Source organism: Kitasatospora sp. NPDC096128, from assembly GCF_040303105.1.
Taxonomy (GTDB): Bacteria; Actinomycetota; Actinomycetes; order Streptomycetales; family Streptomycetaceae; genus Kitasatospora.
Map to the genome: position 1 here is coordinate 33,026 of NZ_JBEOSP010000041.1, position 14,314 is coordinate 47,339.

At 74.4% G+C, this 14,314-nt stretch carries 15 protein-coding genes; 9 read left to right on the plus strand and 6 right to left on the minus strand.

The annotated features are described in order from the left end of the window. The first annotated feature begins 34 nt into the window (after positions 1–34). Positions 35–910: an alpha/beta fold hydrolase gene (locus ABTY61_RS33395; RefSeq protein ID WP_350508893.1), complete on the plus strand. Its 876-nt coding sequence runs from the start codon at positions 35–37 to the stop codon at positions 908–910. An 18-nt stretch (positions 911–928) separates the two neighbouring features. Here ABTY61_RS33395 and ABTY61_RS33400 read toward each other — a convergent pair whose 3' ends face one another. After that, positions 929–1,675: an SAM-dependent methyltransferase gene (locus ABTY61_RS33400; protein WP_350508894.1), complete on the minus strand. Its 747-nt coding sequence runs from the start codon at positions 1,673–1,675 to the stop codon at positions 929–931. A 57-nt stretch (positions 1,676–1,732) separates the two neighbouring features. Beyond that, positions 1,733–2,881: a glycosyltransferase gene (locus ABTY61_RS33405; protein WP_350508895.1), complete on the minus strand. Its 1,149-nt coding sequence runs from the start codon at positions 2,879–2,881 to the stop codon at positions 1,733–1,735. Positions 2,882–2,938: 57 nt separating this feature from the next. Here ABTY61_RS33405 and ABTY61_RS33410 point away from each other — a divergent pair, with 57 nt between their 5' ends. Beyond that, positions 2,939–3,709 carry a glutamate racemase gene (locus ABTY61_RS33410; protein WP_350508896.1) on the plus strand — a complete coding sequence of 257 codons (771 nt, stop codon included), beginning with the start codon at positions 2,939–2,941 and terminating at the stop codon, positions 3,707–3,709. Positions 3,710–3,848: 139 nt separating this feature from the next. On the opposite strand, the gene ABTY61_RS33415 is transcribed toward ABTY61_RS33410, so the two are convergent. Continuing rightward, on the minus strand, positions 3,849–5,039 hold the full coding sequence (locus ABTY61_RS33415; RefSeq protein ID WP_350508897.1) for a polysaccharide deacetylase family protein: 1,191 nt from the start codon (positions 5,037–5,039) through the stop codon (positions 3,849–3,851). A 339-nt stretch (positions 5,040–5,378) separates the two neighbouring features. Between ABTY61_RS33415 and ABTY61_RS33420 the strand changes: the two genes are divergently transcribed. Both ABTY61_RS33420 and ABTY61_RS33425 read left to right on the plus strand, forming a co-directional pair. Next, a complete protein-coding gene (locus ABTY61_RS33420) occupies positions 5,379–5,648 on the plus strand; it encodes a hypothetical protein (protein WP_350508898.1) in 270 nt (89 codons plus the stop codon). Between the two features lie 319 nt (positions 5,649–5,967). Then, the gene (locus ABTY61_RS33425; RefSeq protein WP_350508899.1) at positions 5,968–6,456 is read left to right on the plus strand and encodes an NUDIX hydrolase; all 489 of its coding nucleotides are present in this window, start codon (positions 5,968–5,970) and stop codon (positions 6,454–6,456) included. Between the two features lie 24 nt (positions 6,457–6,480). On the opposite strand, the gene ABTY61_RS33430 is transcribed toward ABTY61_RS33425, so the two are convergent. After that, entirely contained in the window at positions 6,481–7,020 is a 540-nt protein-coding gene (locus ABTY61_RS33430; protein ID WP_350508900.1) for a PTS-dependent dihydroxyacetone kinase phosphotransferase subunit DhaM, read from the minus strand. 375 nt (positions 7,021–7,395) lie between these two features. Between ABTY61_RS33430 and ABTY61_RS33435 the strand changes: the two genes are divergently transcribed. From ABTY61_RS33435 to ABTY61_RS33450, 4 genes are all read left to right on the plus strand, one after another. Continuing rightward, complete coding sequence (locus tag ABTY61_RS33435) at positions 7,396–7,641, plus strand: DUF397 domain-containing protein (RefSeq protein WP_350508933.1); 246 nt, start codon at positions 7,396–7,398, stop codon at positions 7,639–7,641. Positions 7,642–8,423: 782 nt separating this feature from the next. Then, positions 8,424–8,918, plus strand: coding sequence for a hypothetical protein (locus ABTY61_RS33440; RefSeq protein WP_188295628.1), 495 nt, complete (start codon positions 8,424–8,426; stop codon positions 8,916–8,918). A gap of 66 nt (positions 8,919–8,984) precedes the next feature. Next, positions 8,985–9,068: a putative leader peptide gene (locus ABTY61_RS33445; RefSeq protein WP_350508934.1), complete on the plus strand. Its 84-nt coding sequence runs from the start codon at positions 8,985–8,987 to the stop codon at positions 9,066–9,068. 246 nt (positions 9,069–9,314) lie between these two features. Continuing rightward, entirely contained in the window at positions 9,315–10,541 is a 1,227-nt protein-coding gene (locus tag ABTY61_RS33450; RefSeq protein ID WP_350508901.1) for an acyl-CoA dehydrogenase family protein, read from the plus strand. A 22-nt stretch (positions 10,542–10,563) separates the two neighbouring features. Here the strand turns inward: ABTY61_RS33450 and ABTY61_RS33455 are convergent, their stop codons facing one another. Then, the gene (locus ABTY61_RS33455; RefSeq protein WP_350508902.1) at positions 10,564–11,775 is read right to left on the minus strand and encodes an aminoglycoside phosphotransferase family protein; all 1,212 of its coding nucleotides are present in this window, start codon (positions 11,773–11,775) and stop codon (positions 10,564–10,566) included. A gap of 473 nt (positions 11,776–12,248) precedes the next feature. On the opposite strand from ABTY61_RS33455, the gene ABTY61_RS33460 reads away from it, so the two are divergent. Next, positions 12,249–13,730, plus strand: coding sequence for a DNA-binding protein NsdB (locus ABTY61_RS33460; RefSeq protein WP_350508903.1), 1,482 nt, complete (start codon positions 12,249–12,251; stop codon positions 13,728–13,730). A gap of 57 nt (positions 13,731–13,787) precedes the next feature. Here the strand turns inward: ABTY61_RS33460 and ABTY61_RS33465 are convergent, their stop codons facing one another. Next, a complete protein-coding gene (locus tag ABTY61_RS33465; RefSeq protein ID WP_350508904.1) occupies positions 13,788–14,303 on the minus strand; it encodes a PAS domain-containing protein in 516 nt (171 codons plus the stop codon). Positions 14,304–14,314: the final 11 nt, after the last annotated feature.

Below are 14,314 nucleotides of genomic sequence, written 5' to 3' on the forward strand. Positions count from 1 at the left end.
TGCCTAACCATTCATATGCGCTTTAATGGTTAGCATGAGCGAGCTGACGATCCCCCACGTGCACCACCGCCACATCGACCTCGACGGCCTGCGCGTCTTCTACCGCGAGACCGGCCCGGCCGACGCCCCCGTCCTCCTGCTGCTGCACGGCTTCCCCGCCGCCTCCCACCAGTACGCCCGACTGCTCGACGCCCTCGGCACCCGCTACCGCCTGATAGCCCCCGACTATCCGGGCTTCGGCCACAGCGACAGCCCCGCGCCCGACGCCTTCAGCTACCGCTTCGACACCCTCACCGACGTCATCGAGCGCTTCTGCCTCGCCCTCGGCCTGGATCGCTTCGCCCTGTACGTCTTCGACTTCGGCGCCCCCGTCGGCCTGCGCCTGGCCACCCGCCGGCCGGAGTGGATCACCGGCCTGGTGGTCCAGAACGGCAACGCCTACGAGGACGGACTCTCCGACCTGGCACGGGGGTTCATCGCCCAGCGGCGCGGTGTTCCCGGCGCCGAGGACGCCGCCCGCTCGATCCTCACCCTGGACGTCACCCGCGGCCAGTACGAGGGCGGCACCGGCGACCCGAGCCTGGTCGCCCCCGACGGCTGGACCCTCGACCAGCACTTCCTCGACCTGCCCGGCCGCAAGGACATCCAGGTCGAACTGGCCCTCGACTACTTCTCCAACGTCGACCTCTACCCGGAGTGGCAGGCCTGGCTGCGCGCCAACCAGCCGCCCGCACTGGTGATCTGGGGGCGCAACGACGCCTTCTTCACCGAGGCCGGCGCCCGCGCCTACCTGCGCGACCTGCCGGAGGCCGAACTGCACGTCTTCGACACCGGGCACTTCGCGCTGGAGGAGAAGCTGCCCGAAATCGCCCCGCTGATCGACGACTTCCTCGCCCGGACGCAGAAGTAGCGCGGCTGTCGGGGTGGTTCAGTCGCGGCGCAGCAGATAGGTGACGAAGCCGAGCGTCCCCCGGTAGCCGTGCAGCCACCTGCCGCGATGGTGGTCCGCGGCCGCGCGGGCGGCCACCGCGTCCGGGTGCTCCGGGTGGTCCAGGGCCCACTCGGCCAGCGAACCCGTCCAGGAGAACTCGTAGTCGTCCCACTCCCGTGCCGTGCTGACGTGCCCGTGGACCGGCGTCCAGCCGTCCGCGAGCACCCGGTCGGTGGTCGTCGCCAGGTCTGCGTAGTCCTCCGGGGCGGCGCCCAGCGCGGCCAGCGCGGCCCGGGACGGATCCCGCTCCCAGAACCCCTCGCCGACCAGCAACCGCCCACCCGGCGCCAGGAGTTCACGCGCCGCCGCGAGCGTGGGCAGCAGCCCGTCGAAGGCATGGGTGGCGCCCACGCAGAGCACCAGGTCGAAGGGCTCCCGGTCGGTGAACTCCCGGGCGTCCCGGTGGTGCAGGCCGATCCGGCGCACCACGCCGAGCGCCGTCGCCGTCTCCCGGGCCCGGGTCAGCGCCTCGGCGTCCACGTCCACCCCCACCGCCCGCCAGCCCGGCCGCGCGGCCAGCGCCCGCAGCAGCCAGGCGCCCTCGCCGCAGCCGAGGTCCAGCACCCGGCCGGTCTCCCGCCCGCCCAGCGCGCGTTCCAGCAGCCGGGACACCGACCCGTCCGCCAGGGGCGCCGCGATCGGGTGGTGGGCGTGGGCGAGCCGGGAGATCCGCTGACGGTCCATCCGAGCAGTATGGGCCCCGTCCGGCCCGTCGTGCCGGGCTTTTCCCCGTGTCCGGCCTCACGCCCGCGAGTACGTCCGGCCCTTCCAGGCCGCGCCCCGGCCGCGCCAGTGCTGCACCGCCGAGTCCACCGTCATCAGCAGGTACAGCGAGGCGGTGAACGGCAGCAGCAGCACGGCCGCGGCCGGCCGGCCGTAGTACCGGACCATCGGCAGGTAGGTGCCCGCCATCAGCGCCCAGGCCGCCCCGCCCGCCACCGCCACCCACGGCACCCCCGCCACCAGCCCGGCCACCGTCGCCACCGGCGGCACCAGGTAGACCAGTGCCAGCCCCAGCACCGTCCCGAGCAGCAACAGCGGCGAGTGCCGCAACTGGGCGTACGCGCTGCGCGACACCATCCGCCACAACTGCTCCAGCCGAGGGTAGGGGCGGACGCTGTCCACCTCCCCGGCCAGGCCCAGCCAGGTGCGCCCGCCCGTGGACTTCACGGCCCGGGCCAGCGACACGTCGTCGATCACCGCCCCGCGGATCGCCGCCACCCCGCCCGCCCGCTCCAGCGCCTCCCGCCGCACCAGCGAACAGCCGCCCGCCGCGGCCGCCGTCCGCGAACCCGGACGGTTGCTCCGGCGGAACGGGTACAGCTGGGCGAAGAAGTACACGAAGGCGGGGACGACCAGCCGCTCCCAGCCGGTCTCCACCCGCAGCCGGGCCATCTGCGACACCAGGTCCAGCCCGTTGGACTCGGCCGCGGCCACCAGCTCGGCCAGCGAGTCCGGGCCGTGCGCGATGTCCGCGTCCGTCAGCAGCAGGTACTCCACGTCCGGACCGGCCAGCTCCACCCCGTGCCGCAGCGCCCACAGCTTGCCCGTCCAGCCCGCCGGCAGCGGGGGAGGGGTGGTGACGGTCAGTTCCAGCCCGTCCAGCGTCCGCAGCTCCGCCGCCAGCGCGCCGGTGCCGTCCGAACTGTGGTCGTCCACCAGGATCACCCGCGCCCGCCCCGGGTACTTCTGCGCCAGCAGCGACGGCAGGCTCACCGGCAGCACCGCCGCCTCGTCCCGGGCCGGCACCACGATCGCCGCCTCCGGCCACCGCGCCGGCGGACGACGCGGCGGCAGCCGGACGTCGGTGCGCCAGAACGAACCGTGGCAGCACGCCAGCCAGAGCCAGACCAGCAGGGAGGAGGCGGCGATCCAGAGCAGGACGGTCACCCCGGCAGTCTGCCGCAGAACCGGCCGCGAGAGGTGGATCGACTAAAGTCTTGCCTCGTGAAGATCGCACTGATGGACTCCGGAATCGGCCTGCTGGCCGCCGCCGCCGCGATTCGGAAGCTGCGCCCGGACGCCGATCTGGTGCTCTCCTCCAACCCGGCCTCGATGCCGTGGGGGCCGCGCACGCCCGAAGAGGTCACCGAGCTGGCCCTCGGCTGCTGCCGGGCCGCGGCCGCCCTCGAGCCCGACGCCCTGGTGATCGCCTGCAACACGGCCTCGGTCCACGCGCTCGACACCCTGCGCGCCGAACTCGAACCCGGGCTGCCCGTCATCGGGACCGTCCCCGCGATCAAGCCCGCCGCCGCCCTCGGCGGCCGCGTCGCCATCTGGGCCACCCCGGCCACCACCGGCAGCGCCTACCAGCGCGGGCTGATCCGCGACTTCGGCGGCACCGCCGAGGTCACCGAGGTCGCCTGCCCCGGCCTTGCGGACGCCGTCGAACACGGCGACGACGAGGCCACCACCGCGGCCATCGCCGACGCAGCGGCCCGCACGCCGGAGGGCACCGACGTCCTCGTGCTGGGCTGCACCCATTACGAACTCGTGGCCGAGCGCATCCGCGCGGCCGTCGCTCCCGCCGCCTCCCCGGCCCTCGTCCTGCACGGCTCCGCCGAGGCCGTCGCCGCCCAGGCCCTCCGCCGCGTCGCCGACCCCACCCGCACCGGCACCGGCACCCTCACCGTCCTCCACGCCGGCGTCCCCGCCACCCTCCCCCCCACCGCCACCCTGTACCCCCAGGGCCTCGCCCTCACCGCCGTCCCCGCCTGAGCCGGCCCGGAGGAGTCGACCCGGAGGAGTCGACGAGGCCGACTTCCCGGGCGCCCGGGCGCCGGCACGGCCGCATCCTTCGAAGCCGATCCGCGCAGGAAGCCGACCCGGCCGACCTCCTGCGCGGCGGTGTCACCGGTCAGGCCACCTCTTGGCGGCGCCAGCGCCGGTAGGCGGGCTCGAGGCCGGAGAGGATGGTGTCGAAGCGGCGGATGCTGGTGGTGGAGTCGACCTGGAGGCGGCTGATCTGGAGGGGGTGGTCCGGGAGCCGGGGGCCGAGGCGGTGGTCGGAGAGGAAGCCGAGGCGGTAGCCGAGCTCCTGCAGGACGGTTTCCGCACGGGGGTCGTGGCCGCCGTCGGGGTAGGCGAAGGCGATGGGGGGTTCGCCGAGCCAGTGGGTGAGGGCCTCGTGGGCGCCGGTGATCTCGGTGCGGACGGTGGTGTCGTCGCAGCGGCCGAGGCACGGGTGCCCCTGGGTGTGGTTGCCGATGGCGACCCCGCCGTCCCGCAGGGCGAGCAGGTCGGCGGGGGTGAGCTGTTCCTGGCTGGGGGGCCGGCGGTCGGCGCTGACCCGCAGTTCGTGCAGGCTGCGGCGCCGGTCCGGGTCCGGCATGGCCTTGAGCCGGGGGAGCAGCTGGGAGGGGTGGCCGCAGTCGAGTGAGCGGGCGCGGCCGCCGTGGCGGGCGAGGAAGTCGGCCTCGTGCCACCAGAAGGGGCGTTCGGTGCCGATGAGTTCGGAGATGACGAAGGCGGTGGCGGGGATGCCGCGGGTGTCGAGGGCGGGCAGGGCGTGGGTGAGGACGCTCCGGTCGGCGTCGTCGAAGGTGACCAGGACGCTGCGCGGCGGCAGCGGCCGCCGTTCGGTGACGGCCTGGAGGACGGCCTGCAGCGAGACCGGGGTGGCGAGCCTTCGCAGCCGGTCGAGCTGGGCGCCGAAGGAGCGGTGGTCGGTCACCCCGTGGTAGGCGAGGACGGCGAGTCGCTGGGCGGCCCGGGCCCGGAACAGCGGTTGTACGGGGGCGAACCGCAGCCATTCGCCCCGTGCGTCCTGCTGTTCCGGGTCGGTGTGCTTCGCGTCGACGTGCTTCGTCTCGAGGCGCTTGCCGTCGAGCCGGGTGGCGTCGAGCAGTGCCGTCTCGACCCGGGGCTTCTCGAGCCATGCCGTCTCGAGGAGGTCCGGGTCGAGGAGCGTGGTCTCGACGGCCGGGCGGGGTCGGCCGTCGCCGTGGTGGTCGGACGCGCAGCCGGTGGGTGGTGGGAGCGGCCGCATGCCGGGTCGGGGCCTGGCGCGTGCGGTGGCGGTCGATGGGGTGGATTGGGTCTGCGGCAACGGTTCCCCCTTGGTCGCCGAGCGGCGTGGCGGTACCGCCGGAGGACGGAGCCCGGCCTCCGACTCCAGGGGGCGGCGGCTCCGCTCCCTGGGTATTCCGGTTCTCGGTGGGGGTTTTCACCCTTCCCGTGAACGGCTCCTGGATCACTCGATGCCATTGAGACCGCTCCACCGGGCGGATGGTTGTACCGGGGGGACGAGGATTTTTCGTGGACTGATTGTGGAGCCCGTACACGTGGTCGCGGTCCGGGAGGAGCCTCACGGGGCGGTTGCGCAGGGTGCGCGGAGCCGCACTCCCTGCGGGCTGCTTCGGGGGCTCGCCCGGGGTACCTTGGGCTCATGGCAGATGCGGACCGTGATCCCTTCCACCTGCACGGGGCGACCCGGTGGAACCGCGCGTGCAGCGGCGGAGCCCTTGTCACCCACCGGATTCCGCTGGCGGCGGCGGGTGTGGCCTGCCTGGTGCTGGGCATCGTGGTGGCCGTGATAGTTCCGGACAGTGACGGTCCGGCGTGGGCGATGGCGGTGGCGGGCTGCCTGGCGGCGGGTGTCCTGCTGCTCGGCCGGATCGTCTTCGGGGTGGTCCGTCGGCGGGGCGCCGCGCTCTGAGGGTGCCCCGGCGGGTCACTCCGGCGGGTGCCGGGCCGGATGGTCGTATACGGTTGATCAACTTATCAACAGACGGATCAACAGATAGAGCGAATTTGGTCAGAACGACCGAATTTCATCGCTTCCGACAATCTCGCACCCCCTTCCTCCGCATTCCCGGACAACCGCTTCCGCTCCTCTGTCATGAATGCGTTCTCGCGATCCGGAACGCCCGGCGGGGAAGTGCCGAGAGACAGCCATAAATTGTCGTGTTCGCCTCATGAATTCCGGCGGCGACGGCCCCGGGGAGCCGCCCGGCGGGCTGGATAGGCTGCGTCACATGGCGATTCCTCCCTTCCTCCTCGAACTCCGCTCCCTCGTGGGCACCCGCCCGCTCTGGTTGAGCGCCGTCGCCGCGATCGTCGTGGACGACCGCGACCGGGTGCTGCTCGCCCGCCGGGCCGACGACGGCCGGTGGGCCTCGGTCGGCGGCATCCTCGACCCCGGTGAGCAGCCCGCCGACGGCGTGGTGCGCGAGTGCCTGGAGGAGACCGGCGTGGAGGTCGTGCCCGAGCTGCTCGCCTCGGCCACCGTGACCCCGCCGGTCCACTACCCGAACGGCGACGTGACGCAGTACCTGGTGCTGACCTTCCGCTGCCGGGCGGTCGGCGGCGAGGCCCGGGTGAACGACGACGAGTCCCTGGAGGTGGGCTGGTTCGGGCTGGACGAGCTGCCGCCGATGCTCGACTTCGAGCACGCGCGGCTGCGCCACGCACTGGAGTGCGAGGGCCCGGCGGTGTTCACCTGGGAGGGCCGGGAGCGCCCCTGAGGCCGGGTCCGGGCCGGGCCGGACTCAGCCCTTCTGCTGCCGGTAGGCCTCCTCCGCGGCGTCCAGGACCGCGGCCAGGTCGCCGCCCGCGGTGGCGGTCGCGGTGGCGGCCACCGCGCCCTCGACGAAGGGGGCGTTCGCGAAGCGGACCGGGAACGGCAGGCCGTGCTCGTCGGCCTCCGACAGCAGGGCCCGCACGGTGCTGACGGCTCCGTTCAGGTCCGCGAGCACCACCACGCCGTGGCCCTGGTCGACCCGCCGGGTGGCGGCGGCCACCAGTACCGCGCTGATGCCCGGTCCGTCCGCCGGGTCGCCGCCCGTCGCGGCGACCGGCGCGGGGGAGTCGGATCCGGTCAGAGTGAGCGCCAGGGAGCGTACGGCGGTGGCCAGTTCCTGGCTGTGCGAGACCAGGACGATCCCGACCCGGCCGTGCGCGCCGGGCCGGGCCGGGGCGGGTCGGGGCAGCGGGGTGGGCGCGAGCGGGGTGCGGGGTGCCGGCGGGTGGGCCGAGGGTGCGTCGGAGATGGGGATGACGTCGGCGCGGGTGCCGTCCCGGCGGCTCATCGGCTGCTCCCTGGGGCGAGGTGGTGGGCGAGGTGGTCGTCGGGGCCCCGGGGGGCCTGGAGGGGCCGCCCCGGCGGCCCGGCCGCCAGGACGCCCGCCGAGGGATGGCTGCCCGGAGGGCGGGTCCGTACGCGTCCTGGCAGCACTCTGGCAGCTGCCGGCGGCCGGGTCGGTCGGGACACGCCCCACCGGCCCCCGACCGCTCCTCCACCGCCCGCCGCCCCCTCCTCCCCGCGCGGGGGAGTCCTCGCCAACCCGCTGACCGGGGCCGGGAGGTGTGGTTAGGCTGGCGCTGGAACGCCGTCGGGAGGAGATCGGTCAGTGGCAGTCAACAGCGGGACGGACACCGGGGTGGACGCCGGGGTGAACGGCGGGGTGAACGGCGGAGCGGTCGGCGCCGAGCCGGAGCTCGCGCGGAACGGGAAGCCGAAGGTGGACTTCACCGGCGCCGAGTGGCTGTGCAGCAGCCAGGGCGTCGGGGATGTCCAGATCGCGTTCGTGGACGGGTACATCGGGATGCGGGACGGCCGTCAGGAGGACGGGCCGGTCCTGGTCTTCACCCCGGCCGAGTGGCGGGCCTTCGTGCTCGGCGCCCGGGACGGCGAGTTCGACCTCACCTGAGCCACCCGCGCCGTCCGGGCGCCCCCGCGGAGCGGTCCGAGCTGCAGGAAGACCTGCGGCGTCCGGGTCCGCTCCGCCGGTGTGTCCGGGGTCGGTCGGGCCGCGGATCCCGGTACCGAACATCACAACCGATGATCTTTTGAGCGTGCCCCGTCAGAATTTCTGTTGACTGTTAGACAAACGCAGCTCAGAGTATGAGCACAGGCAGACGCCGTGCCCACCGCCCCCACGCGGCCAGACACGGCGCCTGCTGTTGCGGCCCGGCAGCATTGCCAGGCCATCCTCCCAGTCATCCCCTGCGCACCGGGGTGCGTCGGCCGGTCCCGGCCCACGAGGGGCCGGCAGTCGCCGGGAGGCTGGCGCCGACGCCGAGAGCGACTCGGAGACGGCACCGTTTGCTCGGGACCCGCACGCCCCCACGCGGCGGCGTCCCGAGCAGATCCACGGGAGCGACGGGCCGGGGCCCCGCGGATCTGGCTCTTGTTGCACGGAACTGCAATGGAACTGTTGGCTTGTGTGTTGTGCAGTGTGCGATGACGAAGCTGGGTGCTCGGCAGTTCGGCACGACAAGTGCACAGTGAGGGATACGCGTGTAGGGCCGCGTTGCGACATGCCGTCCCCCCGGAGGGTGAAACCCAGAACGGCTGTCGTGCTGAACCGAACGTAGCCCGGACGGTTGCTCAGAGTCAACATTGGTCTCTGAGCGTCGACCTCCCGCCCGTCCCCCGTCGGAGTCCCACCCGCCTCGCGAGTGCGGTGTGCCGGACACGTACGATGTTCCCATGTCTTTTCTCCGCCGTCGCTCCGGACAGCCCGCCGGCCCGGACTTCGACGTGCTCGCGATGGACCCGGGCGACTGGCCCGGCGACTTCGGTGCGGCCATGATGACCGGCCCGGACGGCTCCTGCCAGGGGATTTTCCTGCGCTACGACCTGTTCGGCGGCAGGGGCCCGGCGATGTTCATCGGCAACCTCCCGGAGGGCTCGCCCGCCCGGGAGACCGGTGACGACGTGCCCTTCGAGGTGCGGCAGCTGCTCGCGGCGCTGGAGAACGACGAGCCGGTCGAGTTCGCCTCGGCCGAGGACTTCCCGGTGATGCTCGGGGACGACCTGCTGATCGTGAAGAAGGTCAAGGTCAGCGAGGAGCGCGTGTTCTGCGCCCAGTTCGGCCGCAGCGACGGCGTGCTGGTCACCATCGCGTCCTGGGACCGACCGATTTCGGACGACCTGTATCAGCTGCTGAAGCCGCTTCCGGCCGACATGTTCCAGCAGGGCTGACCGGGCCCCGCCCGGGGCTCGGACGCTGCTTGACGGTATCGATCACCGGTTCGTACAGTCGCGGACATGCCGTGCCGTCTCCCGCTGTTGACCCGTCGCAGGCATCTGGACCTGTGCCGGACCGCCGGCGCGGCGTGTCCGGGCCGCTGAGGGGGATCTCGCCCCCGTGGCGGCGGGTGGCCGACCGGACCGGGTCGGCGCCGAAGCCGGGGGTGGGCCGCGGGCCGGCCTCCGGGGCCGCCGGCTCGTTCCACGCGCCGCCCGTACGGCGTGCCGCCCGCATCCGCTGAGCCCACGCTGCCGCCCGGAGGCACCAGCCCCATGACGACCATCGCCGCCGACGATCGCTCACCGAACGATCGTGATCGAACCGAATCATCGGATTCCGGCCACCCCGTGCCCTCGGTCCCCACCCGTCCCGTCCGGCCCGCGGCACCCGTGCCGCCCGTCCCGGTCGCCGCCCCCGGGCCCGACCGCTCGGCGGTCGAGGCCGCCCTGGCCGGGCTGCCCCGGGTGGTCGACCTGCTCGCCGCCCGCGCCGAGGAGCACGACCGCGACGCGACCTTCCCGTACCAGGGCATCGAGGCCGTCCACGAGGCCGGGCTGCTCGCCCTGACCGTCTCCCAGCGGTACGGCGGACCGGGCGGCACACTCGCCGACACCGTCCGGGTGCTGGCCCGACTCGGCCGCGGGGACGCCTCGGTGGCCGTGGTCACCGCCTTCACCCTGCTCCAGCACGCCGAGCAGGCCCGCCGCGCGAGCTGGCCGGCGGCCGGCTACCGGCGGCTGCTCACCGAGTCCCGGCGCGGGCCCGCGCTGGTCAACACGCTGCGGGCGGAACCCGGCGGACCGACCGCAGCGCTGCCCACGACGGTCGCCCGACGGGACGACGAGGGCTGGCTGCTGACCGGCCGGAAGACGTACTGCACCGGCGCCGAGGCGCTGGCCTGGATGGCCGTCACCGCCCGGACCGACGAACCCGAGCCGAGGGTCGGCACGTTCCTGGTCCGGGGCGAGAGCGAGGGCCTGGAGATCGACCCGACCTGGGACCAGCTCGGCCTGCGCGCCAGCGCCAGCCACGACGTCGTCCTCGACGCGGTGCGGGTCCCGCTCGAACTCGGGCTCGGACTGCGCACACCCGGCCAGGAGGACGGCGCGGAGGCCGAACTCGCCCGCGCCTGGCACGACCTGGCCCTCGCCGCGGTGGCGGTCGGGGTCGCCCGGGCCGCCGAAGCCTGGCTGATCCGCTTCCTGAACCAGCGGACTCCGGCCAATCTGACCGAACCGCTCGGCACCCTGCCGCGCTACCGCGCCGCCCTCGGCGAGATCGACGCCCAGCTGATCGGTGCCGAGGAGCTGCTGCACGGCCTGGCCCCCCGGGTGGACCGGGGGGAACCGGACGCCGTGGGCCGGACCGGTCCGGCCCACCTGCTGGCCACCCGGGCCGCCGTGACGGCCGTTCAGCAGGCCGTCGCGCTCACCGGCAACCCGGGGCTGAGCCGGCGTCACCCGCTCGAGCGCTACCTGCGGGACGTGCTCAGCAGCCGGGTGCACCTGGCGCCCGAGGAGGCCGTGCTGGACGACGCCGGCCGGGCCGCCCTGGCGCGCGGCGCCAAGGCGTAGCGCGCCAGGGCGGCCCGGGGGTTCAGCGGGTGCCGACCGCCGCCCGGACCGCGCGGCGGGCCAGCGCGGCGTCGTCGTAGAGCCGGCGGATCATGATCCGCTGCTCCTCGCCCGCGCCCGGCACGTCGTACAGCCGGATCTCCCGCATCAGCACCAGCACCAGGTTCACCAGGAACGCGTCCCGGGCCATCGTGCCGCCGCTCTGCGCGAGTTGGCTGATCTGGCGGCGGGCGGCGGTGTCGCCGGAGAGCACGCTCCACAGCACCGCCAGGTCGTAGCCCGGCAGGTACCAGCCGGCCTGCTCCCAGTCGACCAGCACCGGCCCGGACGGCGCCAGCAGCATGTTGCTGAGCAGGGCGTCGCCGTGGCACAGCTGCAGCGGGGTGTGGCCCAGGCCGTGCAGCAGGCCGCGCAGGTCGCCGGCGTCCCGGTCGGTGAGCTGGCCCACCGAGTGGTAGCGGGCGATCTCCAACTGGTAGTCCAGGCGCGGCTGGAAGACGTCGCTCGGCGGCCGCCAGAGGTTCAGCGTCCGGACGGCGCCGAGCAGCGCCCGGACCTCGCCCGGGGTGGGCGCGTTGACCGGGTGGCGCTCCCGGGCGGCCGGGCGGCCGGGGACGCGCTCCATGACCAGCACGCACCGGTCGTGGTCGGCCGCGACCAGCCGGGGCAGCCGCACCGGCGGGCGGTGCCGGACGAACGCCCGGTAGACCGAGACCTCGTGGTGGAAGTCGGCCACCAGCTGCTCGAAGTACTCACTCCGCACCGCCTGCGGCGCCAGGCACTTGGCGACCACCGGAGCCCGCCCGATGGTGCCCGCCACCAGGATGTGGCGGCTGCCCTCGCGCAGGACCTGGCGCGGGGTGAACGCCGGACATATCCGCGCGATGCTCCCCAGCGCGGCCCGCACCGACGGGGTCTGCAGCGCCGCCGGGTCGATCCGCTCGGGCCCGGCCGGCTGGCCGGGCCGCCGGGTGCGCAGCACCTGGCCGTCGGCCAGCCGGGCGAGCGGGAGGCGGTGGCCGGGCGGCGGGGCGGCCTCGGGGGTGCGCAGCCCCAGCGCCGTGCGCCCGGTCGGGACCCGGGTGTCCGCGGACCGGCCCTCGGTGCCGCGCGGAGCCGCCGGGCGGCTCGTCGGGGGCACCTGCTTGGGGCCGGGCCGGCCGGTGGCTGCGGTGGGGGGGCGCAGCGCGGTGCGGGTCGCGGTCGGCGTGGGGGTCGTCGCTGAGGAGTACATGGGCTGAGGGTGGTCCCTTCCGGTCCGTCTGCGGGTTCGCCCCGCGGGGCGGGGGAGGGCTGGCGCCGCGTGCTTCCTGGCGTGACGGCGGCCCTGCTTCGGTCGGTGGGTGGTGCGCGGGCGCCGGGCACGGACGCGGGGTCAGGAACCCCTGTTCGACAGTGCTCCGGCCGTCCGCACCCTGGGGAATGCGGTCGACCGGACTGCCGTGGCCGTGCCCGGCGCCCCCGCGCCACCCGGCCGCGCCACCCCCTCGGGTGAGGACCGGGAGCGTCCCGTGCCACGGTCGGGGGACTGCCCCGACGCCGGTGGGACGCCGCCCGACCCGAGGGGCGAGGTGGCGCATCCCTACAACACACCCGTCGGGCACTGGCTTAGTAGTCTGGCGGGCCCTGGCGAACGGTGGCGAATGCTCGCCTGGCACTTGCCGGAGCCTCTAGCCTCGAAGTGCCGAGGAACCTGGGGGCTTCATTTTGAGCAGGGAACCCAACACCCGACTCGCCGATCTGTTCGTCCTGACCGGATGGTCCAAGGGCGAACTGGCCCGGTTGGTCAACCGTCGGGGTGCCGCGCTGGGGCAGCAGCAGCTGTCCACCGACACGTCGAGGGTACGGCGGTGGATCGAGCAGGGGGAGATCCCGCGCGATCCGGTGCCGAGGGTGCTGGCGGCCGTGTTCACGGAGCGGCTCGGACGTGTCGTCACCACTGAGGACCTCGGTCTGGAACGACACCGGCCCACCAGGTCCGGAGCGGAGCCGTCCGCAGCAGTGCCATGGTCGCCGGATCGAACAGCCGCGGTCCTCACCGAGTTCACGGGAATGGACCTCATGCTGAACCGACGTGGATTGATGGGTGCCGGAGCCGCGCTCACGGCCGGGGCGGTCGTCGCCGACTCCCTGCGGGGCTGGCTGGGCGGGGACGCGGTCGCGTACGCGGCGGCCCTGCCCGGCCAGCGCCAGGTGGTCACCGGGGGCGGCGCGCGCCCGGTGGTCGACGTGTACGACGCGGGCCCGGTCGGGCTCGACGAGGTGGAGTCGCTGGAGCGCTCCGTGCAGGTGTTCCGGGCCTGGGACGCGGCCCGCGGCGGCGGGCTGCAGCGCAAGGCGGTGGTCGGTCAACTCAACGAGGTCGGCGGCCTGTTGACGCACCGGCACGCGCCGGTGGTGGAGCAGCGGCTGTGGCTGGTCGCGGCCGACCTGGCCGTGCTGGCCGGCTGGATGTCGCACGACGTGGGCCTGGAGCCCACCGCCCAGCGGTACTTCATGATGGCGGCCGAGGCCGCCAAGGAGGCCGGCGACCGGCCGCGGGCCGGCGAGGCGATCTCCCGGGCCGCGCGGCAGATGGTGCACCTCGGCCGGGCCGACGACGCGATCGAGCTGATGTCGGCGGCCAAGGCGGGGGGCGGCCTGGTGCTGCCGAGAACGCGGGCGATGTTCAACACCGTCGAGGCCTGGGCGCACGCCTCGATCGGGCACTCCCAGGACACCTACCGGCTGCTCGGCGAGGCGGAGGACCTGTTCACCGAGGACTCGCCGGAGCCGCCGCCGTCCTGGATGCAGGTCTTCGACGAGGCCGAACTGCGCGGCATGCAGGCGCTGGTGCTGCGCACCCTGTCCGAGCACGACCCGGCGGCGGCCCCGCAGGCGCGGCGGCACGCGGAGCGGGTGATCACCCTGCGGGAGGGCACCGGGCAGCTGCGTTCGGCGCTGTTCGACCGGATCACCCTGGCCTCGGTGCACTGGATCACCGGGGAGCCGGACGCGGCGGAGTTCCAGGCCAAGATGGTGATGAACCTGATCGGCCAGAACTCCTCGCACCGGACCTGGGACCGGCTGCGCGAGATGTACCGGCTGACCGCCCGCTACCGGGGGCTGCCGGTGGTGGACGAGCTGCGGGCGGAACTCGGCCGGGAGCTGCGGGCGGCGGACGCCAAGAACCGGCCGCGACCGTCGTGAGACGGGCGGCCGGTCGGGGAGGGCTCGGGAGGGGCTGTCCCGGGGAAGGGCGCGGGCTCAGGCCGACGGAGCCGGCCGGAGCAGCATCCGCAGCGCGGTGACGGTGCCGTCGGCGTCGAGCACGGGTTCGCCCGCGCACTCGACGTGGTCGTGCCGTCCGCAGGGGCGGCGGATCCGCAGGGTGCCGGCGGCCGGGCGGCCGTGCACCAGGGCGTCGGTCATCATCCGGCGCAGCAGCGGCCGGTCCGCCTCGGGGAGGCGGTCGGGCAGCCGGTCGAGGCTGAGCGGGCCGTGGCCCGGGTCGCAGCCGAGGAGGAGGTAGGTCGCCTGGTCCCAGCGGACCCGGTCGGTGAGCAGGTCCCACTCGGCGGAGCCGACGGCCCGGTCGTCCCCGGTGCCGGCCTTGCCGAGATGGGGGCCGGACGGATCCTGCGCCGTGCCGTCCACTCTGCCGTCCGTTCCGCTGGCGGAGCCGTCGTCGGCGGAGTCCGTGCCGGTGCCGTCCGCGCCCGCCCGGGCGCCGTCCACCGTGACGGTGTCCGGCGGGCGGGCGGTGCCTAAGGGCATGTTCATGACGGGTCCAT

What these genes read in the sequence shown, in the direction of transcription:
- ABTY61_RS33395 (WP_350508893.1), top strand. Translation starts at nt 35, where the DNA reads ATGAGCGAGCTGACGATCCCCCACGTGCACCACCGCCACATCGACCTC.
- ABTY61_RS33400 (WP_350508894.1), bottom strand. Translation starts at nt 1,675, where the DNA reads ATGGACCGTCAGCGGATCTCCCGGCTCGCCCACGCCCACCACCCGATC.
- ABTY61_RS33420 (WP_350508898.1), top strand. Translation starts at nt 5,379, where the DNA reads ATGGCAGATGCGGACCGTGATCCCTTCCACCTGCACGGGGCGACCCGG.
- ABTY61_RS33425 (WP_350508899.1), top strand. Translation starts at nt 5,968, where the DNA reads ATGGCGATTCCTCCCTTCCTCCTCGAACTCCGCTCCCTCGTGGGCACC.
- ABTY61_RS33430 (WP_350508900.1), bottom strand. Translation starts at nt 7,020, where the DNA reads ATGAGCCGCCGGGACGGCACCCGCGCCGACGTCATCCCCATCTCCGAC.
- ABTY61_RS33440 (WP_188295628.1), top strand. Translation starts at nt 8,424, where the DNA reads ATGTCTTTTCTCCGCCGTCGCTCCGGACAGCCCGCCGGCCCGGACTTC.
- ABTY61_RS33445 (WP_350508934.1), top strand. Translation starts at nt 8,985, where the DNA reads ATGCCGTGCCGTCTCCCGCTGTTGACCCGTCGCAGGCATCTGGACCTG.
- ABTY61_RS33455 (WP_350508902.1), bottom strand. Translation starts at nt 11,775, where the DNA reads ATGTACTCCTCAGCGACGACCCCCACGCCGACCGCGACCCGCACCGCG.
- ABTY61_RS33465 (WP_350508904.1), bottom strand. Translation starts at nt 14,303, where the DNA reads ATGAACATGCCCTTAGGCACCGCCCGCCCGCCGGACACCGTCACGGTG.